Source organism: Aeromonas sp. LsrichE-8G (genome assembly GCF_022869435.1).
In the GTDB taxonomy this organism is placed as follows: Bacteria; Pseudomonadota; Gammaproteobacteria; order Enterobacterales; family Aeromonadaceae; genus Aeromonas; species Aeromonas caviae.
Genome location: NZ_JALIHH010000021.1, coordinates 14,063 through 40,454, shown reverse-complemented (window position 1 = coordinate 40,454; position 26,392 = coordinate 14,063). Strand labels below are relative to the sequence as shown.

At 64.9% G+C, this 26,392-nt stretch carries 21 protein-coding genes; 17 read left to right on the top strand and 4 right to left on the bottom strand.

Going from position 1 to position 26,392, the window contains the following annotated elements:
* Window positions 1–106: 106 nt before the first annotated feature.
* On the bottom strand, window positions 107–2,068 hold the full coding sequence (locus MUW49_RS05625) for a methyl-accepting chemotaxis protein (protein ID WP_348521182.1): 1,962 nt from the start codon (window positions 2,066–2,068) through the stop codon (window positions 107–109).
* Window positions 2,069–2,324: 256 nt separating this feature from the next.
* Between MUW49_RS05625 and hinT the strand changes: the two genes are divergently transcribed.
* The 10 genes from hinT to MUW49_RS05575 all read left to right on the top strand — a co-directional run bounded on the left by hinT (window position 2,325) and on the right by MUW49_RS05575 (window position 12,342).
* Complete coding sequence (gene hinT / locus MUW49_RS05620) at window positions 2,325–2,675, top strand: purine nucleoside phosphoramidase (RefSeq protein ID WP_010674343.1); 351 nt, start codon at window positions 2,325–2,327, stop codon at window positions 2,673–2,675.
* Complete coding sequence (locus tag MUW49_RS05615; protein ID WP_041212849.1) at window positions 2,675–4,096, top strand: hypothetical protein; 1,422 nt, start codon at window positions 2,675–2,677, stop codon at window positions 4,094–4,096. The genes hinT and MUW49_RS05615 overlap by 1 nt, the downstream gene beginning before the upstream one ends.
* A gap of 68 nt (window positions 4,097–4,164) precedes the next feature.
* Window positions 4,165–4,563: a YcfL family protein gene (locus MUW49_RS05610; protein ID WP_041212850.1), complete on the top strand. Its 399-nt coding sequence runs from the start codon at window positions 4,165–4,167 to the stop codon at window positions 4,561–4,563.
* Complete coding sequence (gene lpoB, locus MUW49_RS05605) at window positions 4,563–5,159, top strand: penicillin-binding protein activator LpoB (RefSeq protein ID WP_010674346.1); 597 nt, start codon at window positions 4,563–4,565, stop codon at window positions 5,157–5,159. Before MUW49_RS05610 ends, lpoB begins: the two co-directional genes overlap by 1 nt.
* Entirely contained in the window at window positions 5,149–6,012 is an 864-nt protein-coding gene (locus tag MUW49_RS05600; RefSeq protein WP_201872442.1) for a phosphotransferase, read from the top strand. The genes lpoB and MUW49_RS05600 overlap by 11 nt, the downstream gene beginning before the upstream one ends.
* 51 nt (window positions 6,013–6,063) lie before the next feature.
* The gene (locus tag MUW49_RS05595; protein ID WP_039038970.1) at window positions 6,064–6,924 is read left to right on the top strand and encodes a DUF6279 family lipoprotein; all 861 of its coding nucleotides are present in this window, start codon (window positions 6,064–6,066) and stop codon (window positions 6,922–6,924) included.
* Between the two features lie 106 nt (window positions 6,925–7,030).
* On the top strand, window positions 7,031–7,498 hold the full coding sequence (locus MUW49_RS05590) for a hypothetical protein (RefSeq protein ID WP_041212852.1): 468 nt from the start codon (window positions 7,031–7,033) through the stop codon (window positions 7,496–7,498).
* 148 nt (window positions 7,499–7,646) lie between these two features.
* Complete coding sequence (secD, locus tag MUW49_RS05585; RefSeq protein WP_244812503.1) at window positions 7,647–9,449, top strand: protein translocase subunit SecD; 1,803 nt, start codon at window positions 7,647–7,649, stop codon at window positions 9,447–9,449.
* Window positions 9,450–9,558: 109 nt separating this feature from the next.
* Window positions 9,559–10,473: a protein translocase subunit SecF gene (gene secF / locus MUW49_RS05580; RefSeq protein ID WP_174213908.1), complete on the top strand. Its 915-nt coding sequence runs from the start codon at window positions 9,559–9,561 to the stop codon at window positions 10,471–10,473.
* Between the two features lie 249 nt (window positions 10,474–10,722).
* Complete coding sequence (locus MUW49_RS05575; protein ID WP_244812502.1) at window positions 10,723–12,342, top strand: methyl-accepting chemotaxis protein; 1,620 nt, start codon at window positions 10,723–10,725, stop codon at window positions 12,340–12,342.
* A 54-nt stretch (window positions 12,343–12,396) separates the two neighbouring features.
* Here MUW49_RS05575 and MUW49_RS05570 read toward each other — a convergent pair whose 3' ends face one another.
* Window positions 12,397–12,999, bottom strand: coding sequence for a DUF924 family protein (locus MUW49_RS05570; RefSeq protein WP_223937866.1), 603 nt, complete (start codon window positions 12,997–12,999; stop codon window positions 12,397–12,399).
* Window positions 13,000–13,205: 206 nt separating this feature from the next.
* Here MUW49_RS05570 and MUW49_RS05565 point away from each other — a divergent pair, with 206 nt between their 5' ends.
* The 6 genes from MUW49_RS05565 (at window position 13,206) to MUW49_RS05540 (ending at window position 20,751) form a co-directional block, all read left to right on the top strand.
* Window positions 13,206–14,117, top strand: coding sequence for a DUF808 domain-containing protein (locus tag MUW49_RS05565; protein ID WP_223937867.1), 912 nt, complete (start codon window positions 13,206–13,208; stop codon window positions 14,115–14,117).
* 169 nt (window positions 14,118–14,286) lie between these two features.
* A complete protein-coding gene (locus MUW49_RS05560; RefSeq protein WP_041212857.1) occupies window positions 14,287–16,077 on the top strand; it encodes a M3 family oligoendopeptidase in 1,791 nt (596 codons plus the stop codon).
* A gap of 78 nt (window positions 16,078–16,155) precedes the next feature.
* The gene (locus MUW49_RS05555) at window positions 16,156–17,964 is read left to right on the top strand and encodes a M3 family oligoendopeptidase (protein WP_244812501.1); all 1,809 of its coding nucleotides are present in this window, start codon (window positions 16,156–16,158) and stop codon (window positions 17,962–17,964) included.
* Window positions 17,965–18,148: 184 nt separating this feature from the next.
* Entirely contained in the window at window positions 18,149–18,688 is a 540-nt protein-coding gene (gene ycfP / locus MUW49_RS05550; RefSeq protein ID WP_005331594.1) for an alpha/beta hydrolase YcfP, read from the top strand.
* 74 nt (window positions 18,689–18,762) lie between these two features.
* A complete protein-coding gene (locus MUW49_RS05545) occupies window positions 18,763–20,055 on the top strand; it encodes an NAD(P)/FAD-dependent oxidoreductase (protein ID WP_244812500.1) in 1,293 nt (430 codons plus the stop codon).
* A 378-nt stretch (window positions 20,056–20,433) separates the two neighbouring features.
* Window positions 20,434–20,751, top strand: coding sequence for a heavy metal-binding domain-containing protein (locus tag MUW49_RS05540; RefSeq protein WP_010674360.1), 318 nt, complete (start codon window positions 20,434–20,436; stop codon window positions 20,749–20,751).
* Between the two features lie 478 nt (window positions 20,752–21,229).
* Here the strand turns inward: MUW49_RS05540 and MUW49_RS05535 are convergent, their stop codons facing one another.
* Window positions 21,230–23,500 (bottom strand): LTA synthase family protein, encoded by a 2,271-nt coding sequence (locus MUW49_RS05535; RefSeq protein ID WP_244812499.1) that lies wholly within the window; start codon window positions 23,498–23,500, stop codon window positions 21,230–21,232.
* A 251-nt stretch (window positions 23,501–23,751) separates the two neighbouring features.
* On the opposite strand from MUW49_RS05535, the gene MUW49_RS05530 reads away from it, so the two are divergent.
* A complete protein-coding gene (locus MUW49_RS05530; protein WP_010674362.1) occupies window positions 23,752–24,846 on the top strand; it encodes a hypothetical protein in 1,095 nt (364 codons plus the stop codon).
* Window positions 24,847–24,960: 114 nt separating this feature from the next.
* Here MUW49_RS05530 and lysC read toward each other — a convergent pair whose 3' ends face one another.
* On the bottom strand, window positions 24,961–26,313 hold the full coding sequence (gene lysC / locus MUW49_RS05525) for a lysine-sensitive aspartokinase 3 (protein WP_244812498.1): 1,353 nt from the start codon (window positions 26,311–26,313) through the stop codon (window positions 24,961–24,963).
* Between the last annotated feature and the right edge of the window lie 79 nt (window positions 26,314–26,392).

Genomic DNA, 26,392 nt, shown 5'->3' with positions numbered 1-26,392 from the left:
TAAGAAGTTGCTTGAGGTACTGGGTTGCATTGATAATAGTCATGGCTTCGGGCGTGTCGGTTTTTTTTGCGATTAAATCAGATCACAAACGAAGCCTTTTTTCTATCTATTTCAATTGGTTGTAGCTAAAGATCCTGTACATGATGCCCTGATAGTTGAGATCCGAGATGTCGGAGATGCGGTTGAGGTTGGTGGCGATGTCGGCGCTGGTGGCCTGCTGCTGCTCGGCGGCGGAGGCTATCTGGCTGGACATGTCGCTGATGAGCACCACGATGCCCTGTACCTCTTCCATGGCGTTGTTGGCCTGGGAGCTCTGATCCACGCAACTGTCCATCTCGCGGGAGCACTCCTGCATCACGTTGACTGCCCGGGCGACGCCTTGCTGCAGGTTCTCGATCATGGTCTGGATTTCGCTGGTGGACTGGGCGGTGCGGCCAGCCAGGTTGCGCACCTCGTCGGCCACCACCGCAAACCCGCGTCCCTGCTCGCCGGCGCGGGCCGCCTCGATGGCGGCGTTGAGGGCCAGCAGGTTGGTCTGCTCGGCGATGCCGCGGATGACGTCGAGGATGTTGCCAATCTGGCCGCTCATGGCGCTCACGTCGCCAATCACCTTGCCGGTCTGCTGCAGCTTGCCCGCGAGCTGGTGGGTGGTGGTGATGTTGCCTGCCATCACTTTGCGCCCCATCTCGGAGGCTTTCTCCACATCCTGCACCCGCTCCAGGGTCTGGTTGGCGGCCTGGGCCACCTCCCGCACCGAGGCCTCCATCTGGGTCATGGCGGCGGCGACCGAGGCGGTCTCCTGACGCTGTTTCTCCAGATCCGCCCGCACCGATTCGGTGGTGTGGCGGTTGTCGTGGGCGGCGCTGTTGAGCTGGGTCGACGCCTGGGAGAGCTGCTTGAGCACATCCCCCATCTGGTGGATCAGCAGGTTGATCTGGCTGGCGAGCTGGCCGAATTCGTTCTGGCTCTTGAAGCCGACGCGCTGGGTCATGTCACCCTGGGTCACCTCGGTCAGCACCCGCAGCAGCTCTTTCAGGGGGCGGCGGATGGCCTTGCCCAGGGTGAAGGCCACCAGGATGGCGACGAAGATGGCGATGGCGATGCTGATCCCCTGGGTCAGGGTACTCTGGGTCTGCACCCGATCGGAGGCCTGGATGCTGGCGTTCATCAGCTGCTGGCTCTGGGCGGTGATCCCCTCCAGCTTGTTCTGGATGCTGAGGATGAGCTGGCTAGCCTGCTTGCTCTGCTCGCGCATGGCCTGCTGCTGCTTCATCAGGGCCAGGTATTGGGAGAGCACGCCGTCATTGCCCGTGGTGTCGCGCACGAAGCCATGGACGTAGTGGCCCATGTTGTTGTCGAAGTCCTTGAGCTCCCCCTGGAGATCCTTGATGGTGCTGTTGAAGCCCTCGATCTGCATCTTGTTGCGCTTGAGCGCCGCCTCGATGGGGGCGGGGATGCTCTGGTTGAGGGCATCCATGGTGGAGAGCTCGATGGCGGATAGCTTGGTGGTCAGGGTCTCGGAGAGCATCTTGATGAAGCTGTCGTCGATGGTGACCATCATGTCCCCCAGGTTCTTCTTGAACTGGGGCAGGCTGACCTGGAACTGGCCCTTGGCCTGATTGACCTTGTGCAGCCGGGTGAGCAGGGCCTCGTGTTCGCCGGGCAGGGTCTGGGTCAGTTGCAGGTAGTCATCCACCAGCTTGACGAGGACTGTCATGTCCGCCTGCAATTGGGGATGCACCGCCACCTGCTGCTTGAGGCTGGCGACCATCTTGTCGACCTGGCCCTTGGCCTGTTGCAACTCGGCCACTTCCGCCGGCAGTTGCTTGAGATCCTGCTCGGTCAGCACGTCGGTGAGCCATTTGTTGGCGCTGAGCAGGCTTATCTGGGTCTGGCTGCTGGCGAGTACCAGCGGCATGGACTCCTGGGTCACCTGATCCAGGGCGCCGCTGAGTTCGCTCTGGCCGCGAAAGGTCAGTACCGCACTGGCGACCATGACGGCGACCAGGATGGCAAAGCCCAGATAGACTCTCTGTAGGATCGAGAGGTCTGACATTGTTTGTTTCATTATTGTCCCGCTGTCTGTGCAAAAGTCCCTTGCCTGAGTACCCCGTCCCTTTGATACCCTGCATGCCCCGAAGGGGATGCCGTTGTGGTTCGCGGGACGTCTCCTCGCTATCGGTATTCTTCACAATAACTGAAGCGATTGGGACAACGGCTGTGCCAAATGTCGGCTTGTGTCACACTTGGCGCGTTGCGGCGGCCTGTTTGGGAGCCGCTTGAGCTTTGTATTGAATTTTCTTTTTCCTATAAAGGAGTTACCCATGGCGCAAGAAACCATTTTCAGCAAAATCATCCGCAAGGAGATCCCCGCCGACATCCTTTATCAAGACGATCTGGTGACCGCGTTTCGCGACATCCAGCCCAAGGCTAAGACCCATATCCTGATCATTCCCAACGTGCTCATCCCCACCGTCAACGATGTGGAGCCGGATCACGAGCTGGCGCTGGGCCGGATGTTCACCGTGGCCCGCAAGCTCGCCAGCGACGCGGGCATCGCCGAGGACGGCTACCGCCTCATCATGAACTGCAACCGCCACGGCGGGCAGGAGGTCTATCACATCCACCTGCACCTGGTCGGTGGCGAGCCCCTGGGACCCCTGCTGAGCCTGTGATGCGCCTCGTCCCGTCGACCGGCCTGCTGTTGGCCGGTCTGCTGCTGGGAGGCTGTGCCTCCCAGTGGAAAGACATGTTCGTCTCCTACTCGGATCAGATGGTGCCTCTGCGCAACCAGCTGCTGCTGGGCCATGCCGCCGAAGCCCTGCCCGAGGTGCGCGAATCGACCCCGGGGGACGACACCTTCGTGCTCGACCAGCTGGAGAAGGGGCGCATCGCCTGGCTGGCGGGTCAGGACGGCCCCAGCAAGCAGGCCTTTGCCACCGCCGACAGCCGGCTTGCGTGGGAAGACAATCAGGCCGAGTACCGCCTGAGCCAGGGACTGGCCCAGGCGGGCAGCCTGCTCACCAACGATCAGACCCTGGCTTACCAGGCGCCCGATTACGAGCGCACCATGCTGCACCACTATCTGGCGCTCAACTACTTGCAGCGCGGGGATGCCGACGGCGCCCTGGTAGAGGTGCGCCGTGCCAACCAGGTGCAGGAGCAGGCCCTTAAACGGCGGGCCGACGAGGTGCGCAAGGCCGCGCAGGAGGGGGAGCAGGAGGACGAAGCCGGGGAGATGCGCCAGCTGATGTCGCGCGGCGCCCCCGAGCTCGATCGCCTGATAGGCCAGGTGAAAAACGGTTTCCAGAACGCCTACACCTTCTATTTCTCCGGCGTGCTCTACGAGGCGGCCGGGGATCTCAACGATGCCTGGGTCGATTACCAGCGCGGCTACCAGATAGCGCCGGACAACCAGAGCCTGCAGGATGCCTTGCTGCGCCTGGCCCGGCTTCGCGGCTCTCCCGAGGAGCTCAAGGAGACCGAGCAACGGATGGGCCGCAAGGCGCCGCCCTTGGCCAAGGATCAGGGCCAGCTGGTGGTGCTGTTTGAAGATGGCCTCATCCCGGCGCGCCGTGAGCTCTTCCTACCGCTGCCCATCTCCACCTCCAGCGGCGATTTTCGTACCTTTACCGTGGCGGTGCCCTATTACGACAATCGGGCCAGCGACGGCGCCCCGCTCACCCTGTCGGTGGGCAAGGGGGTGGCGCAGACCAGCGAGCTGGTGAGGCTGGAGGCGTTGGCGGCCAAGGATCTGCAGGAGCGGCTGCCTGGCATGCTGACCCGGCAGGCCCTGCGGCTGGTGGCCAAGGAGCAGGTGCGGCGCACCGCCGCCAAGGAGGGGGGGGATGTGGGCAACATCCTGGTGGGGATCTTCAACACCCTCTCGGAGCGGGCGGATACCCGCAGCTGGCTGACGCTGCCCGCCAAGGCCTCGAGCTGGCAGGGGATGGTCCCGGCCGGGAACGTCACCCTGACCCTGGGGGCGGGCAGCGCCATGCGTACCCTGCCACTCAGCGTCCACGCCGGGCGCACCACCCTGGTGTGGGTACAGCGCCTGGGGAGCGGGCTCACGACCCGGGTGATGCCCCTCTAGGGGGAACCGGATATGGCAACTCAGATGAATGACCGGTCGGGCCGACGGCCACCGGCAAGGAGAGCAAGATGAAAGCACAAGGGTTGGCCCTGGGCCTGGTTCTGCTGCTGGCGGGCTGTGCCACCAATACTTCCGGCGTGGCGCTCTATGGCGCGGCCGGTGCGGCGGCGGTGGCCGAGCAGCATCAAAACGTCAACGTCACCCTGACCGAACTCAGCCGGCGCCAGCAGAACGGCCTGTTGCAGGTCAACGTGGCGGCGGCCAGCACCCAGCGTGGTGACAACAGGCTGCAATATCTCTTCTACTGGTATGACGACGCGGGGCAGGAGGTGGCCAGCGATGGCCGCGGCTGGACCCCCCTCAAGTTGCATGGCTACCAGACCCGCACCCTGTCCGCCCTGGCGCCGAGCCCGGCCGCCCGGGGTTACCGGATTTACGTTCGCGAAGTGATGGAGGAATCCTACTGATGAAAATGAATCATGCCCTGCTGATCCTGACCGGCGCCCTGCTGCTGGGCGGCTGCTCCAGCACCACCGTCAGCTATGGCGATCCCACCGAGACCGAGACGGTGACCGTCGATTACGGCTCCTCCGACTTGCAGGCCATCGCCGACAAGATGGCGGATTCCATGCTGGCGTCCCCGGCCACCAGCGAGATCACCGCCGGGGGCCGCCCGGTGATGTTCATGGACTCCATCCGCAACAAGACCTCGGAGCACATCGACACCGAGGCCATCACCGACACTATCCGCACCAAGCTGCTGCGCTCGGGCAAGTTCCGCTTCGTGGACATGAGCAAGGTGGCGGCGGTCAAGCAGCAGCTCGAATACCAGCAGGGCAGCGGCATGGTGGATCCCGCCACCATGGTGCGGCTCGGCAAGCAGACCGGTGCCCGCTACATGGTCTATGGCAACCTCGCCAGCATCGTCAAGGACAACGGCAAGGTGAAGGACGTCTACTACCAGATGACCATGAACCTGATGGATGTGGAGAACGGCGAACTGCTGTGGGCCGATCAGAAAGAGATCCGCAAACAGGCCAAGAAGTCCACCTTTGGCTGGTGAGGACCCGCGGGGGCAGGGGGATCTGGCGGAGCTGGCGCTCCTCGCCAGCCTGCCGGCGCCCTGGGATCAGGGGCGCCTTGAGCCGCTGGGCCAGGGCCTGACCAACGGCAACTACCGGCTCTGTCTCCCCACTGGCGAGCAGGCCTTCCTGCGCCGCGGTCATCCGGATCCGGTGCGCCTTGGCATCGACCGGGCCACCGAGTGGCAGCTCTACCAGGGGGCGGTGGGGCAGGGGCTGGCGTTGCCCTGTCATCACGGCGATCCCGCCACCGGCCTGATGCTGCTGGCGTGGTGCGACGAACCCAACTGGGCCGAGCAGGCGCCGCCTCTCGCCGCGCAGCCCCGCCTGATGGCGGATGTGCTGGTGCGGCTGCACCGCCTGCCGGTGCCGACCGTGGTGATGGCGGTGCGGGCCCACAGCGGCGGGTATCGGCAGCGTCTGGCCCATATCCCTCCCTGGCTGCCCACCCTGGAGCGGGCCCTGCTCGCGAGCCGGGAGCCGGACGACTGCTGGCTCCCTTGCCATCACGATCTCAATCCGGCTAACTTGTTGGGGGCGCGGCCCTGGGTCATCGACTGGGAGTACGGCGCCGCCGGTCATCCTGGGTTCGAGGTCGCCAGCATTCAGCGCACCCACGGCTGGAGCGAAGAGCAGCGGTGCCAGTTGGAGAGCTGCTATCTTGAAGCCATGGACGGGGCAGCGACGGGGCTGGGGCCCCGGGGATTCCAGGCCGATGCCTTCCTGCCCTGGGTCGATTACATCGGCCTGCTGTGGGCGCTGCTGATGGCCGAACAGCAACCCGGGCCCGAGTATCAGGCCCTGATCGACATCAACCGCCAGCGCCTGGAGTGATGCCCGGCAACGGCCCGCGCGACGCGTGTATTCAATGAATGGGAGGCATGCATGGTGACCACATTCTCATGGCGTCAACCGCGTAGCTGGAGCCTGCTGCTGCTCTGCCTGCTGCTGACGGGTTGCGCCACCCGGGTGATCTACTACTGGCTCGACTCGGCCATCGTCTGGCAACTGGACGACTACTTCTCCCTGGACCGCAGCCAGAAGAAGCTGCTGGACCAGGAGGTGAAGGGGCTGATGGCCTGGCACCGGCAGCATGAGCTGCCCATCTATGCCCGGGATCTCGACGCCCTGGCCAAGGCGGTGGCCAGCCCCATGAGCCCTGCCCAGGTGACCCTGCATCTGGACAGAACCCAGGCGAGCCTGACCCGTACCCTGGAGAACGCCATTCCCCGCACGGTGCGCCTCGCCAAGACCCTGACCGACGAGCAGGTGGCTCGCTTCATGGCCGATCGGGTGACGCGCCAGCAGGAGCGTCAGCACGATTTTGCCACCCAGTCGAAGGCCGAGATGATCAAGGGCTTTCGGGAGAAGATGAACGAGCGCCTGGTGTTCTGGATTGGCAAGGTGAAGCCGGCCCAGGAGCCCCTCATCACGCAGTGGGCCGAGTGGCAATACGAGATGATGGCCCCCTGGCTCGACTTTCAGGAGGCCTGGACCAAGGAGCTGGATCGGCTGATGAAACAGCGCCAGAGCCCGGATTTCGGCCAGGAGCTGACCCGCTTGCTCCAGCAGGGGGACGGCCTGATGGATGGCCGCTTCACCGGCTACACGGACCAGTCCCGCCAGCGCACCATCCAGTGGCTGAGTGATCTCAGCCACTCCATGGATCTCTCCCAGCGGGCCCACCTCTACACCCTGCTCAAGGACTATGCCGAGGACTTCGAGGGCATGACCCGCAGCCGCTGAGGACGCGATGAGACAACACAAGGGCGGCGGGCCCCGGGCCTGCCGCCCTTGTTCTTGTGGGGCAGGCTGTGGTAGCTTGCCCTTTCTATTGTGTGGGAATTAACTTTTGAACCTGACCGACAACGTGAAACTGGCGGCGATGACCCTGCTCATCACCCTCGCACTGTTGTTCTCTACCCTCTCGGTGGAGGGGGTCAAGGTACCCGCGTTCCAGCCCTCGGCCCAGCAGGCCCACTCGCTGGCGGAGGGGGCGGCGCCTGCCGACGCAAGCCCGGCGGCCCACGGCGTCAGCGGCAGTGACGATGGCATCGTCAAGTTCGTCGGCTCCCACCAGAATCACCTGCTGCGCCTCGAGCACTCCCTGAGCCGCGATCATCAGCCCGGCAGCGTGGTCTACGAGCTGGTGATGAGCTGGTCCCAGCAGGCGATCCTGCTGCTGCTGTGCGGCCTGCTGTTCTATGCCGCCCTCTTCTACCCGGGGACGAGCTTTCGCGATCACTTCGCCGGCATTCACAGGCGCCGCCTGCAGCGCCGGCATCTGCAGTACCGCTTCGCCCAGAGCTTCCTCGCCTGACCCCGATGGGGTCAGCTTGCCACCTGTTGCCTCATCTTCTCTCTGTTGCTGTTCACTTTTAGTGAACGGCTAGGCTGTCTTGTTTCATTTTTTTGCACGGCGCGACCCCGGTGTCGCCCCTTGCCATCGCCTGACAGAGGCCGATTTCATGAGAAAAAAGAGTCATACCGTGTTGAACCGCATGAACCTGTGGCAGTACGCCCTGTTGCTGCTGATGCTGGTCACGTTCGCGTTCTATTCCCTGCCCACCTTCTTCGGTGAGCAGCCCTCCCTCGGTCTGCACGGCCAGTCGCGCCTGAGCGACGCGCAGCGCACCCTGCTGGCCGAGAACCACATCGACCCCCTCAAGCAGATCGCCCAGGGTGGCCGGATAGCGCTGGTGTTCGCCAGCCAGGGGGAGCAGCAACTGGCCAAGCAGTTGCTGGAGCAGCAGGGGCTGGACAGCGCCGCCCTGACCCTGGAGTTCTACTCCAACGCCCCGGCCTGGATCAGCCGGCTCGGCGCCGATCCCATCAAGCTCGGGCTGGACCTGCGCGGTGGCTCCCAGCTGCTGATCGGGGTGGACGTGGATTTTGTCATCGACAACCAGACCAAGAACCTGGTGGATACCCTGCGCACCCGTTTTCGCGAGGCCAACCTGCGCGGCGCCAGCGTGATGCGCACCGCCCAGGGGAGCGTGGCCGTCACCCTGCCCGACGTGACGGGGCAGGAGGCCTGGCTCTCCATCATCAAGGAGAGTGCCGGTACCCGCCAGGATCAGTGGACACTGAGCCGCTCCGGCAATGCACTGACCCTGGTGCTGAGCGACGCCGAGCGCACCTTGCTGGTGAACAACGCCGTGACCCAGAACCTGTCGATCCTGAAAAAGCGGATCAACGAGCTCGGCATCGTCGAGGCCTCGGTGGTGCGTCAGGGGCAGGACGGCATCCGCATCGAGCTGCCGGGGGTGCACAACCCCAAGCAGGCGAAAGAGGTGATCGGCGCCACCGCGTCCCTGGCCTTCTATGAAGCCAAGGCCGACAGCCGCTTCTTCATGGCGGATCGCAGCGGCCAGGCAGTGGGGCTGGCCCGCCAGCCGGTGCTGAGCGGCGAGCACATCGTCGATGCCCGCGCCAACATGGGGGAGATGGGGCAGCCCCAGGTCAACATCGTGCTCGACACCCTGGGGGGGAGCAAGATGAACCAGTTCAGCCGCCAGCACGTGGGCAAGCCCATGGCCACCGTCTTCACCGAGTACAAGACCAACGCCGAAGGCAAGCTGCGCGCCCGAAGCGAGGTGATCAACGTCGCCACCATCCAGACCGCCCTTGGCAACCAGTTCCGCATCACCGGGATTGGCAGCCTGCCCGAGGCCCAGGAGCTTGCCATGCTGCTGCGGGCCGGGGCCCTCACCGCGCCGCTGAAGATCCTGGAGGAGCGCAGCATAGGCCCGACCCTGGGTCTGCAGAACATCGAGGCGGGCTTCACCGCCCTGGCGTTCGGCATGGCGGGCATGATGCTGTTCATGATGGCCTGGTATCGCAAGTTCGGCTGGGTCACCATCACGGCGCTGGTTGCCAACCTGCTGATGCAGGTGGGCATGCTGGCGGTATTGCCGGGGGCCGTGCTGACCCTGCCGGGGATCGCCGGTCTGGTGCTCACCGTCGGCATGGCGGTGGATACCCATGTGCTGATTTTTGAGCGGATCAAGGACCGGCTGCGGGAAGGGGGTTCGTTGGCCAACGCCATCGACTTTGGTTATCGCTCGGCGTTTCGCACCATCTTCGATGCCAACATCACCACCCTCATCTGCGCCGTGGTGCTCTATGCCATCGGTTCCGGGCCGCTGCAGGGCTTCTCCATCACCCTGATCCTGGGGCTCATCTCCAGCATGGTGACCGGCATCTGGGGCACCCGCGCCATCATCAACCCCCTGTGGGGCAACAGCCGCGCCAAGCTGCTGAGGGTATGACCATGAACCGACTTCATCACCATGACGCCGCGCCCGTGAGTCTGCATGACCTGCGCACCGACCGCTTCCTGCCGGGAAGCCTGAACCACCTGACGTCGAGGGAAGAACAATGCTGAGAATGATCCTGGCCATGGGGCTGACCCGCTGGCGCTATATCGGGCTGTGGGCCTCCGTGCTGCTGACCCTGGCCTGCGTGGCCATCCTTGCGACAAAAGGGCTCGCCCTCGGGCTCGATTTCACCGGCGGGATCCTGCTGGAGTTTCGCATCCAGACCCTGAAAGAGGCCCATGAGCTCAATGCTCTGCTGACGGCGCCCCTGGCGGGGGTGGTGGAGCTGCACGGCGCCGGTGTGCCCGGCGAGTGGCTCATCAAGCTGCCCCCCCACGCGCTGCCCTGGGCGGCGGAGGATCTGGCGACCATGCTGGGGCAGCAACTCGCCTTGCCGGTGGAGCTCTTGCGCACCACCATCGTCGGGCCCCAGGTGGGCGCAGAGCTGTTCCAGCAGGGGATGCTGGCGGTGCTGGTGGCCTCGCTCGCCATCTCCGCCTACCTGGCGGTGCGCTTCGAGTGGCGCCAAGCCATCGGCATCCTGGTGTCGGTACTGCACGACGGTCTGGTGGCCATCGGGCTGCTCGCGCTCTTTGACATCGAGTTCGACCTCAACGTCATCGCGGGCCTGATGGCGGTGATAGGCTACTCCCTCAACGACAGCATCGTCATCTCGGACCGGTTGCGGGACTTGCTGGGGTCTCGTACCCGCATGGGGATCCACGAGTGCTCGGACGTGGCCATCAAGGCCACCTTCAGCCGCACCATGATCACTTCGGGCACCACCCTCTTCACCGTGGGGGCCCTGCTCCTGTTCGGTGGCGACGCCCTCTACGGCTTCTCCTTCACCCTGTTCGCCGGCATCCTGGTGGGGACGCTCTCCTCCATCACGGTGGCCTCCACCGTGCAGGAGCTGCTGGGGCTCTCCCCCCAGGCCTACCAGAAAAAAGAGGAGGAGCTGGCCGAGGCGGCGTGACCGGCGAGCGCCCTGTCACGGGGCTCATGGGCGGCCAGTGCGGCCGCCCCGGGCAAAAAAGGAAGGCGAATGCCTTCCTTTTTCCATTCTGCCAGAGGGGGGCGGCGGTCCCGAAGGCCGGGTTGGGGCGGCGGGTGTGACGCGGCCGAGCAGAAGTTGAAAAGTGTAATGAAATGCATGTTTTAGGCGCTATTTTCGGGGCCCGCATCGGCTACCCTGGCAGGGAGTCTATGGATGGAGTAAGCACTCATGAATATCGCTCGTCGGCTTCAACTCATTGCCCTGCTGGTCATGCTGGCCCTGGGGTGTCTCAGCTGGTTCAGTATCAGCAGACTCTCCTCCGCCCATGCGGATCTCAGCTATGTAACAGACAACACAGTCCCCAGCATTTCCACGATCAAGGAGATACAAACAGACTTCTACGCCCTGCATTCATTGATCCAGGCGCACGTGCTCAACACCGACGACGGCAAGATGAGTCAGATAGAGCAGAGCATTGCATCCCTTCACACCAAGATGGACGCCCTGCTGAGCCAGTATGAAAGCGGGATGATCTCCAATGAGGAGGACAGGCAGCTCGTCGCCGATGATCGGCGCCTGGTTGCCCAGTACGGCAAGGCCTCTGAAGACGTCCTGCGCCTGTCCCGCGAGAACAAGAATGTGGAGGCCAGAGAGGCGATCGACAAGGAGCTTGCCCCCTTGTTTGAGCAGCTTTCCCAGGCCATCGACAAGCACGTCCACTTCAACATCCAGCAAGGTGACGCCGTCAAGCTGCGAGGCGAGCAGAATGCCGATAGCAGCATGCAGGCCCTGTTGTTCATCTCGGTGGGCGCGGGTGCCCTCACGCTGGTGCTCTTTCTCTGGCTGTTCAGGCAGGTCGTCAATCCCCTCCGTCTGGCCATGGCGACCCTGTCCGAGATCCAGCGCGACCTGAACTTCACCCTGCGGGCCAATGTGAGCCAGCAGGACGAGATCGGCCAGACGCTGACGGCGGTCAACCGCCTGCTGGACACCTTGCAGCAGACCTTCACCGAGTTCTCAGTGGGCAGCCTGCAGATCAAGAGCACGGCAGAGTCCCTCTCCCAGGCGGCCCAGCACATGGCGGAGTCGGCGAGTCAGGCCAATGACGCCACCAGCCTTATCGCCGCCGGGGTGGAGGAGATGAGCGTGAGCATCACGGACATCTCCCAGCGCACCCAGGAGACCAGCCGCATCACCAATGAATCCGGCAAGCTCGCCAGTGACGGCGGGGCCACCATAGAGCGCACTGTGCTCGCCATCAACGACATCGCCGACGCCATTCGTCAGGCCTCCCGCGATGTGACGGCGCTGGGGGAGGGGATCTCCCGCATCGGTGGGGTGGTGAACGTCATCAACGATGTGGCGGGGCAGACCAACCTGCTGGCGCTCAACGCCGCCATCGAGGCGGCGCGGGCCGGTGAGCAGGGACGCGGCTTTGCGGTGGTCGCCGACGAGGTGCGCAAGCTGGCGGAGCGGACGGCCCAGTCGACCCAGGAGATCTCAAGGACGGTGGAGGCTATCCAGCAAGGGTCCGAGGCCACGGTGGCCAGAATGGTCCTGGTGGAGGAGAAGGTGGCGCAAGGGGTGGCCATGGCGACGGAAAGCGGGGCCATCATCACCCAGATCCGCCAGGCCTCCCATCGCGTCATGGATCAGGTCGGCGAGATCACCCTGGCCATCCGCGAGCAGACCTCGGCGGCGGAATCCATCGCCCTCCAGGTCGAGCAGATAGCCCAGGTGGTGCAGCAGACCAGCAGCACGGCGGAGGAGACCTCCGCCGCCGCAGAGGAGCTGAACGTGACCACGGAGAATATCCACCAGCAGATCTCCCGCTATCGCATCCAGTGAGGTGCGGATCGGTTGTTCTCTCCCCGCCATGCCCATGGCGGGGATTTTTTTATGTCAGAACCCCGAACCGGGCTGTTGCAGGAAGGCGGCCTCTTCCTCCGTGCTCGCCCTGCCCAGGATGGCGTTGCGGTGGGGGAAGCGGCCAAAGCGATCGACGATCACCTGGTGGCGGCGGGCAAAGTCGGCAAAGCCTTCGAAGGTGGTCCGGGCCGGGTCTGTGGCCTGCTCGTCGGCCAGGGCCTCGAACAGGGCGACGCTTCTGGCCTGCTGCTCTTTGGACTCCGCGTGCTCGAGGGGCAGATAGAAGAAGACCCGGGCCAGCGGCGAGAGCCCCTTGTCGACCCCGAGGGTGAGCCCCTTGAGGCACAGCGCCCTGGCCTTGTCGTCCTGGGCGAAGGCGGCGGGGGTGTGGCGGTGAAGGTTTCGCGGCAGCTGGTCCAGCAGCAGGATGAGGGCCAGGCGCCCTGCGGGATCGTCCTCCCAACGGGCGAGCTCGCCCGCTGCGGCACGGGCCGCCAGTTCGCCGAAGCGTGAGGCCAGCAGGACATCGGTCTCGCTGCTCTTGCCCCACCAGAGGGGGGGCTGACGGGCGGCACGGGGAGCGTCGTCTGCGTCATCGCCAAACCAGAAATCGAGCAGAGGTTGCCAGGGTTGCATGGGAACTCCTTGGGCCGGTGGCCGTGAGGTGAAAACGGAGCAGGGGATCTGCCATGGGGGGCTGCCGCCGTGGCGGCTTCCCGTTACACTGTGCCATCTTTTGCCCCAAAGGGTGATCCCCGGATGGGCCCGTGGTCCCCTGACCCCCTCATCACCCTGACCGGGGCAGCCCGGATGTGTCCCACTCAATAGAAGGAATGCCAGATATGGCCGGAGCCAGTTTGTTGACCCTGCTCGATGATATTGCCAGCGTGCTCGATGATGTCGCCCTGATGACCAAGGTGGCGGCGAAGAAGACGGCCGGGGTGCTGGGGGACGATCTCGCCCTCAATGCAGAGCAAGTCTCCGGGGTGCGGGCCGAGCGTGAGCTGCCGGTGGTGTGGGCGGTGGCCAAGGGGTCGTTTCGCAACAAGCTCATCCTGGTGCCTGCCGCCATCGCCATCAGTGCTCTTATCCCCTGGCTCATCACCCCGCTCCTGATGCTGGGGGGGGCCTACCTCTGTTTCGAGGGGGCGGAGAAGCTGGTCCACAAGTTCCTGCCCCACGAGGAAGAGGCGCATCAGGCGGCGCCGGTGCCCGAGGATCTGGAGGCCTATGAGCGCCAGAAGGTAAAGGGGGCCATTCGCACCGATTTCATCCTCTCGGCGGAGATCATCGTCATCGCCCTCGGCACCGTGCAGGGGTCGAGCCTGGGCCTGCAGATCGCCGTGGTGGCGGGCATCGCCCTGCTGATGACCGTCGGGGTCTATGGCCTGGTGGGGCTCATCGTCAAGCTCGACGACATCGGTCTGCACCTGCTGCAAAAGCCCGATGGCGGCGCCGTGCGCCGGGCGGTGGGGCAGGGGCTGCTGGTGACGGCGCCCCGTCTGATGCACCTGCTTGCCCTGGTGGGCACCATCGCCATGTTCATGGTCGGCGGCGGCATTCTGGTCCATGGCTGGCCCTTCCTCCATCATCTCATCGAAGGGACGGCGGACACGGTGGCCGCCCTGCCCGGGGTCGGCGGGGTACTGGCCGTGGTGACGCCCACCCTGCTGAGCGCCTTGGCCGGCGTGGTGGCAGGGCTGGTGCTGGTGGTGGCCATGACCCTGGTGAGCAAGCTTCAGCCCGCCAAATAGGTCGCTTGTCGGGGGAGGGCCGACAGGGGCCGTCGCACCCGGGGGCGCTCTTCTGCCGGTTGCCTCGAATGGGGGCTAGGCAAGTGCCTGGCCCCCTTCGTACTATCCGGTTTCACCCGCCCGCAGAGGCGGGGTGACCCGATATGGACGCAAACAGACAAGGACAACCATGAAACCACCCGTTTGGCGAGATGATCACATCTATGCCGCCCCCGACGATCCTGCCATCGAGGCCGCCTTCCAGGAGGCTGCCCGCGCCCTCACCCGGCTTGACGCCCTCCTGGCGGACCTGCCGGATCCCGCCCATCCCGTTGCGGATGCCAATGCCCTGCGCCACCTGCTGCGGGCCATCCGCCGCGAGGCCAACGGGGTGAAGAGCCTGGCCTGGAACAGTCAGGTCTATGGTTACAACCGGCTGAGCCAGAACGGGCGCGACGAGGAGGCCCGGGTACTGCTCTCCCGGGGCCAGCAGCTGGAGGCGACCCTGGCCCAGCGCAGCAAGCCGGTGGACCTGTTCTGGGTTCGCGCCCCCAAGTCACTGGTGCGCACCCTGCTGCAAGATCCCGAACTCTTCGAGCTGGCCTACCACATCCATCACGACAGAGCGCAGCAGGATCAGTGGCTTTCGCTCGAGAGCGAGCAGCTCATCGAGGGGTTGGCGGTAGACGGCCTGCAGGGGTGGGGGGATCTCTATGACAACCTGGTGGGGCGGCTGCTGCCGGTGGTGGAGGGGGTGCCCATGGGGCTTGCCCAGGCGGACAACCTGCTCGCCCACCCGGACAGGGCGCGGCGCGCCAGTGCCTGGCACGCCATCCAGGGCGCCTGGGAGGCGGAGCAGGAGACGGTGACCGCCATTCTCAACGCCATCAACGGCTGGCGCAACGAGCTCGGCCGCCAGCGTGGCAAGGGGCGCAGGCTGGATGCCCTCGAGGTCACCTGCCATCAGGAGCACATCACGGGCGCGACCCTGGAGACCCTGATGGCGGCGGCCGGGGAGCACAGGGAGCTCGGGCGCCGCGCCTTGAGGGCCATGGCCTGTGCCCAGCAGATCACCGACTTCGCCCCCTGGGATCTCTTTGCCCCGGCGCCCCAGGCCGTGCACGGCAAGTTCGGCTTCGAGCAGGCGCTGAATCTGGTGATGGAGGCCTTTGCCGCCTTCGATCCCGAGATGGGGGCGTTTGTCCGCATGATGGCCGACAAGGGGTGGATTGATGCCGCCCCGAGCGAGCACAGGCGAAGTGGCGCCTATTGCACCGAGTATGCCGATCCGCCCGAGCCAAGGGTCTTCCTCACCTTCGAGGGGACCATGGACAACGTCATCACCCTGGCCCATGAGCTCGGCCACGCCTGGCACAGCTGGTTGCTGCGGGATCTTCCCTTCGAACAGCGGGGCTACCCCAAGACGCTGGCGGAGACCGCCTCCCTCTTTGCCGAGATCCTGGTGCGCGATGCCCTGCTGGCCGCCACCGACAAGGTGGAGCAGCGCCGGGCCATCGCCTGGCTGGACGGGGAGCGGGCCGCGAGCCTGCTTCTCGACATCCCCGCCCGCTTTGCCTTCGAACGCGCCCTGGTGACGGCGCGGGAGGCGGGTTACGTGGGGGCGAGCCAGATGCGGGAGATGATGAAATCGGCGCAGCAGCAGTGCTATGGTGACGCCCTCAGCCAGTATGACGAGTTGTTCTGGGCCAGCAAGGGTCACTTCTCCATCGCCGAGTCCGGGTTCTACAACTACCCCTATCTGTTTGGCTATCTCTTCAGCCTGGGGCTCTATGCCCAGCATGCGCGGGCCGGGGGCGAGTTTGTGCCCGCCTATCGCGCCCTGCTGCGAGATACCGGCCGCATGAGCGCCGAGGCGCTGGTGGAGAAGCACCTGGGGGTCGACATCCGCGAACCCGGGTTCTGGCAGGAGAGCCTGCGCTATGTGGAAGAGGCGGTGGTGCGCCTCGAGCGGCTGGTGTGATGCCTGCCCGCGAAGGTGGTGGCTCTGGCCACCTGGATTTCACGACGGGCCAGGCCCGTCCCTGACGATGAGCGTTCGATGCAACAACGAGTCTATCCACAGCAGTGGCAAAATGATCACATCTACCCCTCCCTCGACAGCTGTGTCCTCGAGGCGGACATGAGCCTGGCCCGCGCCAGCCTGGCCGAGCTGAGCGGTTTTATCGAGGGACTGGCCCAGGTTCCGCGCACCCCAGGCGCCTTGCAGGACTTCCTCAGGGAGGTACGCCTGCGGGCCCGGCGCATTCGCGACATCGGCTGGAACATCGCCGTGCTGGCCGCCTGCAAGGGGAGCCAGGACGCCCGGGATCCCCTCGCCAAGCAGGTTGCCTCCCGGGCCCGTGCCCTCAATGCGGATCTGTTCAAGACGCTGGCCCCCATCGAAGATCTGATGCTGGGGCTGCCTGCGCCCGAGTTTGAGCGACTGATGGCTGACCCCTTGCTCGGGGAGGAGGGGTACCGGCTGCACCACGAGCGCCGCCTGCAGGATCAGCGGCTGCCGGTGGAGGCGGAGCAACTGGTCATCGGCCTTGGCACCGATGGCCTGCACGCCTGGGGCAACCTCTACAACGATCTGGTGGGCAAGATAAGGCTGGTGATCGCGGGTCGCGAGATGGGGCTGGCGGAGGCGAGCAACCTGCTCTCCAGCCCGGATCGTGCCCTGCGCAAAGAGGCCTTCGATGCCATCAGCGCCGGCTGGGAAGGGGAGCAGGATACGGTGGCGGCCATCCTCAACGCCCTCAACGGCTGGCGCCTGGAGCTCTCGCGCCAGCGCGGCAAACACCGGCGCCTCGATGCCCTGGATCTCTCCTGCCACCAGAGCCACATCGAGCGGGCGACCCTGGATACCCTGATGGCGGAGACCTGGCAGGCCCGTCATCTGGGCCAGCGGGCCCTGGGGCTGATGGCCGGTCATCTCGGCCTCGAGGTGCTGGGGCCGGAGGATCTCTTTGCGCCGCCCCCTGCCGCCAGCCGCCGGGAGATCCCCTTCGAGGAGGCGGTCGACATCATCGTCCAGGCCTTCGCGCGCTTTGACCCCGAGATGGGGGACTTTGCCCGCATGATGGCCGAGCGCGGCTGGATTGATGCCGCCCCCACCCCCAACCGGCGCACCGGGGCCTATTGCACCAAGTTTGCCGAGCCGGTGGAGCCGCGGGTCTTCATCACCTATGCGGGCACCATGGACAACGTCATCACGCTGGCCCACGAGCTCGGTCACGCCTGGCACAACTGGCTCATCCGCGACTTGCCCATGAGCCAGCGCAGCTACCCCATGACGCTCGCGGAGACCGCCTCCATCTTCGCCGAGACCCTGGTGCGCAGCGCCCTCTACGAGCAGGCCCGAAGCGCCGAGGAGCGTCTGGCCATCGCCTGGGCGGATGCCGACGGCGCCGCCACCTTCCTGGTCAACATCCCGGCCCGCTTCGACTTCGAGCGGGCCCTGGTGGCCGAGCGCGAGCAGGGCTATGTGTCGTCGGCCCGGCTCAAGGGGCTCACCGACGAGGCCTGGGGGCGCTGGTACGAGCAGAGCCTTGACCGCTATCACCCCCTGTTCTGGGCCGCCAAAGCGCACTTCTCCATCGCGGGCTTCGGTTTTTACAACTACCCCTACCTCTTTGGCTATCTGTTCAGCCTCGGGGTCTATCAGCAGCTGATGAGCCGCCAGGCCGCAGGGGAGGAGGGGGTGGCGAAGGCCTACCGCGCTCTGCTGCGAGACACAGGTCGCATGAGCGCCGAAGAACTGGTCGAACGGCATTTGGGGCAGGACATTCGAAAACCCGCCTTCTGGCAGGGGAGCCTGGCCCTGGTGGAAGCGGCGGTGGCGCGCTTCGCCCAGTGCGGCAGTTAACCTCGCCAGACCCGGTTTGCGCCATGTCCCGCCGGGGCATGGCGCTGCCACAGCGGCCCCGACGCGCGGTTTGGTGGCCCGAAGGGGCGTGATCCAAAGCAAGAAAGTGGGATGTTTTGGTGGCGCAAGGCCCTGTCGCTGGGGTAGTTTCGATAGAACCGACACAGTTTTTGAGGTCTTGTCCATGATCATCTATCTGCATGGCTTTGATGCCACCAGCCCCGGCAATCATGAAAAAGTGCTGCAGTTGCAGTTTATCGATGATGATGTGCGTTTCGTGCACTACAGCACGGTTCACCCCCGCCACGACATGAGCCACCTGCTCAAGGAAGTGAAGAAGCAGCTCGACATGAGCACGGATCCCAAACCCCTCATCTGCGGCGTGGGCCTGGGTGGCTACTGGAGCGAGCGGATCGGGTTTCTGTGCGGCATCAAGCAGGTGGTCTTCAACCCCAACCTGCACCCGGAAGAGAACATGCAGGGCAAGATCGACAGGCCGGAAGAGTACGAGGACATCGGCACCAAGTGTGTAACCGAATTTCGTAATAAAAATTCAGGAAACTGCCTGTGCATCCTTTCCGTTCAGGATGAAATTCGCGATAATCGGGACACTGAACGTGAATTGAAGAACTATTACGACATCGTATGGGATGAGCGCGAGACCCATAAGTTCAAGAACATCTCGCACCATCTGCAACGGATGAAGGCCTTCAAAGAAGCCTGAGCCATCACGTCAACCGATTTCGTTTTAGGGAGCCAATGGCTCCCTTTCGTTTTGAGGAACCAAGGAAAATCATCATGATGAATATTGTCGTTGTAGGCGGTGGCGCCGGTGGTCTCGAGCTTGCGACCAGCCTGGGCCGCAAGCTGGGCAAGAAGAACAAGGCCAGGATCACCCTGGTGGATCGCAATCGTACCCACCTGTGGAAACCCCTGCTGCACGAAGTGGCCACCGGCTCCATGGATGCGGGCATCGATGCCCTGAGCTACCAGTCCCACGCCAAGAACCACGGCTTCGAATTCCAGCTCGGCAGCCTGACCGACATCAAGCGCGACGAGAAACGCATCGTGCTGGCCCCCATCCACGACGAGAGCGGCGCCCTGGTGGTCAACGAGCGGGAAGTGGCTTACGACATCCTGGTGATGGCCATCGGCTCCGTCTCCAACGACTTCAACACCAAGGGCATCAAGGATCACTGCATCTTCCTGGACAGCCCCTCCCAGGCGCACCGCTTCTACAACAGCATGATGAACCGCTTCCTGCAGTTCGCCACCGAATACCAGCCCGGTGACAAGGTGAAGATCGCCATCGTTGGCGGCGGCGCCACCGGCGTCGAACTCTCTGCCGAGCTCTACAACGCGGTGGAGCAGCTCTACGCCTACGGCTTCAAGAACCTCACCACCGACAGTCTCAAGGTGACCCTGGTGGAAGCGGGCCCCCGCATCCTGCCGGCCCTGCCGGAGCGCATCAGCGGCTCCGCCCATCAGGAGCTGGTGAAGCTGGGCGTGGACGTGCGCACCGCCACCATGATCACCGAGGCGACCGCCGAGGGCCTGCACACCAAGGATGGGGAGCTGATTGAAGCAGACCTCATGGTGTGGGCCGCGGGCATCAAGGCGCCGGACTTCATGAAGGAGATAGCGGGCCTGGAAACCAACCGCATCAACCAGCTGGTGGTCCACGAGACCCTGCAGACTACCCGGGACGAGAACATCTTCGTCATCGGCGACTGCGCCGCCTGCCTGCAGCCGGACGGCAAGTTCGTGCCGCCCCGCGCCCAGTCCGCCCACCAGATGGCGACCCAGGCGTTCAAGAACATCCTGGCCAAGATGAATGGCGGCGAGATGAAGCCCTACCGTTACCACGATCACGGCTCCCTGGTCTCCTTGAGCCGCTTCTCCACCGTGGGCAGCCTGATGGGCAACCTGATGCGCGGCTCCATGATGGTAGAAGGCTACATCGCCCGCATCGTCTACATCTCCCTCTACCGGATGCACCAGGTGGCCCTGCACGGCTACATCAAGACCGGCCTCATCATGCTGGTGGGCCGCATCAACCGGGTGCTGCGCCCGAGCATGAAGCTGCACTGAGTGCATGGCGGCTGCCGCTGCGAACATCAAAAAGGAGAGGCTTGCCTCTCCTTTTTTTATGGCCGACGCGAGTCGCTCCTGACAGCGCCTGCCGCCGTCCAGGGCGAAGACGCAGAGGGCCTAGGCAACTGCAGTCGTGTCTGCATCATCAAGGTCCCGCTTTCATCGTGGCCGGAAGCCCTCTCCCCAGCACCGGTGCCCAAGGTCGCTTTGCGGGGGAAAGTGTCACGACACAGGCCGTATGGATGGCACCTTGATGAACCTGGCGGGTGCTGTGCTTGAAGCCCCTGGCCACGCCGGGCTTATGCTTTGGCCAACACCTTGCTACCATGACGGCAACGGTGCTTCGCGCACCCAGCCCAACTCACAGGAGACCTCATGATCCTCTCAACCACCCCCACCCTGGAAGGCAAGACCATTCGCGAGTACCGCGGCATCGTCGTGGGCGAAGCCATCCTCGGCGCCAACATCTTCAAGGATCTGTTCGCCGGCATCCGCGACATCATCGGCGGTCGCTCCGGCGCCTACGAAAAAGAGCTGGCCCGGGCCCGGGAGATTGCCTTCGAGGAGCTCAAGGAGCGTGCCCAGGCGCTGGGGGCCAACGCCGTGGTGGGCATCGACATCGACTACGAGGTGGTGGGCCAGAACGGCAGCATGCTGATGGTCAGCATCAGCGGCACCGCCGTGGTGATCTAGCCCGCCAGCGTCCGGCCCTGCGTGGCCAAACGCCCCGTCACAAGCCGACCCCGAGGTCGGCTTTTTGTCGGGTGTGACGCGCAAAGGTGGGTGCAAGTGAGTGGGGCTCAAGGCCTGAACGTATCGAATGCCCCGATGGTTCTGGGCTGGTCGGGAATGAGAGAAAAAGCGGCCCGGCCCGGAGAAGGTGCGGGAACATGGGGGGCACAGGGCCTGAAGGTCGGCAAAGTTGTTCAATTTTACTATTCGATAATGAGTTATCGTTTGATATGTCTAAACAAAAAATGACCTGTCAGGGGTCGTAGAGCCCAGGTCGGGACGAACATGGCGAGGTGCAGGCGGCACTGTACTCGCATCCCGCCCATAAAAAGAGGCCGCCCGGGCGGCCTCTTTGTCGTCTGCTAGTTCGCTGCGGATCAGGGCAGGGCATCGGGCCGGAAGGTGCTGCAAGGATCTGTGTCCCTCGTGTCTCAATCGATCAGGGCAATGCATCGGGCCGGAAGCTGGCGCGGATCTGCGGCACCAGGGGAGAGGGGTCGAAGCCTTTCTCCTCCCCGAGCACCGGGTGGAGCAGGGGTTGGTCACGGATGGGGGTGAGGTCCCCCGCCAGCAGCTGCCTTGTGGCCTGCCCCATCTGGTAGAGCTGGCGCACCGGGTCGAACTGGCGGGCGAGATCCAGCCCGTCCCCGGCCCGGGTGAAGGCCATCATGGGGATCTGGTAGCTGGCATCCCGTGGCGGTTTGGCGCCGTGGATGCCCTTGCCGGCCGACATCAGGAAGGGCTGGTGGTCCCCGAAGGCCACCACCAGGTAGCGCTTGCCGGAGCTGTCCAGGGTCTTGAGCAGCCGCTCCAGGGAGGCCATGGCATCCACCACCCCGGTGTAGTAGGTGTTGAGCAACTGGGTATCCGCCGGGCTCTGATCCGGGCAGGCGCCGCTGCGCTGCTGGGCCCGGTAGCGATCCCCGTCGAAGGGGCCGTGCCCCTGCATGGTGACCGCGTAGGCGAACAGGGGCTGATCGTCCTGGTTGCTGCGTTTGAGCAGGTGATCGATGAGGGCATCGTCGGAGATGTAGAGCCCCTTGTGCTCGAGGGCGGTGAAGCGGGTATCGAACCAGCGCTCCTCATAGCCGAGGGCCGGGATCGCCTTGGCGCGGCCCCAGAACTTCTCCACATAGGGGTGGGCGAACAGGGTCTGGTAGCCGCTTTGGGCTGCGCTGCGCGCAAGGCCGGGCACCTTGTCCGAGAGGTAGTAGTAGGGCACCACCCCCTGTTTGAGCAGGCCCACCGGCAGGCCGGTGTTCATCTCGAACTCCGCCAGCACCGTCATGCCGCCCGTGGTGGGGGAGTGGATGGTCTTGCGCCATTGGGCCACGCTGGCGGGCAGGCTCAAGGTGGGGGCGGGGGCGCAGAGACGGCCCTGCCAGTCAAGCCAGAGCGACTCGTATTGCAGCACGATCACCAGATCGAAGCGGGGAGCCCTGGGCTGGGCGGGCAGGCTCAGCTCCGGGGTGCGCTCGTTGATCTGCAAGGGGTAGCGAAACACGTTGCCGCTTTGCAGCATCTCGTCCACCAGGTTGAACAGGTAGAGGCCGGGGCCGGCGCGGATGATGTCCCTGTGGTAGTTCACCGCCCTGTCCACGTAGCGGATGTTGGCCCCGAGCAGCTTGTTGCCGGTCTGGGTGGCGAACACGCAGAGGGCGAAGAAGGCGGCGGTGGCGGCGGCGGTGCGCAGCAAGCCCCGCAGGATCCAGCGGGAGAGGGCAAAACGCCACACCAGAAAAAGGAGCCCCAGCACGACGAGTACCGGCACCACAGGGTGCTGATCGAGCAGGATGTGCAGCAGGGCCAGCAGGTTGCCCAGATCGTCCCCCCCCAGCGGTACCCCGTAGATGGCGATCTTCATGAAGTTGGCGAGCAGCCCGATGCCCGAGAGGGCGGTGAAGAGCAGCCCCATATAGAGACTGAAGCCCGCGAGGGCGCAGAGGCTCCAGCCCAGCACCATGCTGCCCCAGGCGAGGTAGTAGTGCTCTGGCCGAAAGCCCGACCAGAACAGGAATTCCCCCAGCTTGAACACCACGAAGCCGTGGAGCAGCACGAAGGTGAGGTTGCCGAGCAGCAGGCTGCCTGCCACCCGGGCGCGGTAGCTTCGGCGCAGCCGCGGCAGCAGGGTCTTGAGCACGGCGGCGCTCACCAGCAGCACCAGCAGCAGGCTGGTCATCAGGTAGAGGAGGTTGAAACCGCGCTCCGGCAGGGTCTGGAGGATCTGGCTGTATTCGGCGCTCTCCGGCCTGTCTGCCAGCAGCAGCCCGATGCGCAGCTGGTAGCGGCTGTCCAGGGCGTCGTCGGGAGCGCGCAGGGCGCTGTTGAGGCTCAGGGTGCAGCGCTCCTTGCGGCACTTCTGGCGCTTGTCCACCGCCTGGCTCAGCTGATCGATGCGCACCCCTTTGTCGTTGAGCAGCTCCACCCGCACCTTGTCTCCCTCCTGCAGGGGTTTGAGCAGTTGCCACTGGCTGCGCACCACCAGATAGAAGCCCCGGTTGTCACTTTTGTAGAGCAGGCTGTAGCGATTGAGGGTCGCGATGGGCTGATCCGCCGGGCCCAGAATGAGGGGGGCGGCACGCCCGAGCCAGCTGACGGGGTTGAGCAGCGGCAGGGCGAGGGTCAGCAGCAGCAGGGCGGTCAGCAGACCCAGCAACAGCCCGGCCAGGGGCTGGGAGGCGGGGCGGTGGCCGGTGACGGGGGCATTCATAAGGGCTCATCCTTGGAGCGGTCATGGCAGCGACGACTGCCTCTATTTTGACCCGATGGTGCGTGGCTTGTTCCTTGATGTCAATTTGATGACAACAAGATGAATATTCCGTGATGGGCACTGTGAAGCAATTTGTGATCCCGATCCGCCAGGGGCACTCATTCTGTGATGAAAGCGTCATCATGAGCCTTTGCTGCTGGTCTGGGAGGGGGGCGCTGTTTAGTCTCTCAGTAACGGTTGGAGGTACATGTATGAATCCCAAAGTTGCGGCGCGTCAGGCCAGATTGCTCCAGATGCTGGAGAGCAAAGAAGAGATCCGGATCGGGCGGGAGCGGGACTGCCCCCTGCCGCTGCCCCAGCTCGTCCGGCTGACCGAGGATCACCCGGACGTCGTCAAGGTCTACGGTCACGGGCTCACCGCCGAGGTGTTCCATCTCAAGGTGGAGGGGCACCACTGGTGCCTGAAACGCTGCCGCCAGGACTCTCTGGTGGCCAATGTGGACGGCAAGACCGCCTTTCTCACCGAGCTGGAGCGGCGTCGGGAGATAGAGAGCCTGCGGGAGCTGCACCCCACCATCCTCTCCAACGTGGTCTGTACCAGTTTCGGCTCCGCCCGGGCCGGGGTGCTGGTCTCCCCCTGGTTGCGGGGGGAGCCGGTGCGCACGCTCTGCGAGCGCAACCTGGCGCAGATGCTGGCGGTGGAGGCGGAGCTGGCCCGCTGGGGCTGGTTTGACTGGGATCCGAGCCCGGGCAACCTGCTGGATGACGGCCAGCATATCTCGGTGTTCGATTTTGGCTACATGTGGCCCTTCGATCCCCTGCACGAGTTCAACTCCAACGGCCTCACCGATCCCGACTTCCACGTGCCTGAGCGGCTGGAAACCCGCACCCTCTCCGGGCTCTGGCTGGACGAGGCGGATCCCTTGCCGCTGTTTCGCCGCTGGCGCGAGCTCTGCCTCGCCTGGGCCAGGGGAGAGCTGCAATACCTGTCGCGGGAGGGGGCGAGCGCCCCCGTGCTGGCGCGGATGCAGGGACTGGTGGGGGAGTGGAGTGCGGCGCTGGCAAGCGACGAGGCGCTGGCGGCCAACTGGTGGCGCGACATGTACCGCAGCCATCGGCTCGACATCCTGGACGACCTCAGCGGCAAGAGCTGCGGCCCGCTCACCTTGCGCCGTCTCGACTGGCTGGAGCAGGCGGTACGGGAGCACTTCCCGGCCCTGGTGGACAATCTGGCCCCTGACGAAGCGGGGCTCGGTCAGGCCGGGTTGCTGCAACGGCTGGGAGGGCTGCGCGAGCAGATCCGGGCCAATCTGCTGCCCACCCGGGCCACCCTGGTCACCAGCTGATGGTGAAAGAAGAGTGACAAGAGGGGCGCCGCGGCGCCCCTCTTTGCTGAGTGGGGAAGGCCGCCCCGGGTGATGGGGCGGACGAGGCTTGTGGTGTGCCAGCGCCGGGGCGACTCAGTCGAGCAGTTCCCGGTGCAGGCAGTTGACGATGTGGCCCGCCTCGTCCTCTTTGACCAGGAAGCAGAGGTTGTGGGCGCTGGCGCCGTAGCAGATCATCCGGATGTTGTGCTCGCGGATGGCGTCGAACACCTGGCTGCCCACCCCGGCCGCCTCGCTCATGCGGTTGCCGATGAGCGCCACCAGGGCGAAACCGGTCTCCACTTCGACCTTGCACAGCTGGCCGAGCTCCGCCAGCACCTTGTCGTTCAGGATGGGTTCGCCGTTGCTCTGGCTGCCGGTGTGATCCAGGGTCAGGGAGACGCTCACCTCGGAGGTGGTGATGAGATCCACCGAGATGCGGTGACGGGCCAGGATGCCGAACACCTCGGCCAGGAAGCCGTAGGCGTGGAACATGTTGAGGCTGTGCAGGGTCACCAGCACCTGTTGGCGGCGCAGGGCCACGGCCCGGAACAGCGGGTTGCTGCGGGTGGTGGCGCGGATCCAGGTGCCACCGGCGGCGGGATCCTTGGCGGAGCCCACGAACACCGGGATGTTCTGGCGCAGCGCGGGTTGCAGGGTGGCCGGGTGCAGCACCTTGGCGCCGAAGGTGGCCATCTCCGCCGCCTCCACGAAGCTGATTTCGGGGATGGGGCGGGCGCGGGTGACCAGGCGGGGATCCGTGGTGTAGATGCCGGGCACGTCGGTCCAGATCTCGATGCTGCCTGCGTCCAGTGCCTCGGCCAGGAGGGCCGCGCTGTAGTCGGAGCCGCCACGGCCGAGGGTGGTGGTGCGGCCATCGCCGTCGGCACCGATGAAGCCCTGGGTGATGACCAGGCTGTCACCCAGCAACGGGCCCACCGCCTGCTGGCAGAGGGCGCGGGTTGCCGCGAGATCCACGGTGGCCTTGCCAAAGCGGCTGTCGGTGCGCAGCAGTTGGCGCGCATCCTGCCACTGGGCCTTGACCCCGCGCTGGTGCAGGAGTTCGGTAAAGAGACGGGTGGACATCAGCTCGCCGCAGGCGATGAGGCGATCGGCGAGTTCGGCGTCGGTATGCTGACTGGCTTGACGGGCCATGGTGCGAATGTCGCCGAGCTGGGCATGGATGAGGGCGCTCACGTCGCTCGGGTTGCCAAGGGCGGCCAGAATGGCCAGCTGGATGTCGGCAAGCCTGGCAAGCTGGGCATCCTGTCCGGCTTCGTCCAGTTCACCCTGAGCCAGGCTCACCAGCAGGTTGGTGACGCCGGCGCTGGCGCTCAGCACCACCACCCGGGTCGCCGGATTGGCCAGCACCACGTCGGCGCAGTGGTTCATGGCCGCGGCATTGGCGACGCTGGTTCCGCCAAACTTGGCGACATTGATCGGGTTCATTGCATACTCCTGTCTCAAGGTGAAAATCCGGTTTCATCGGGCAAATAGAGAGGAGGAGGCAAAAAATGGCAGGAAAACG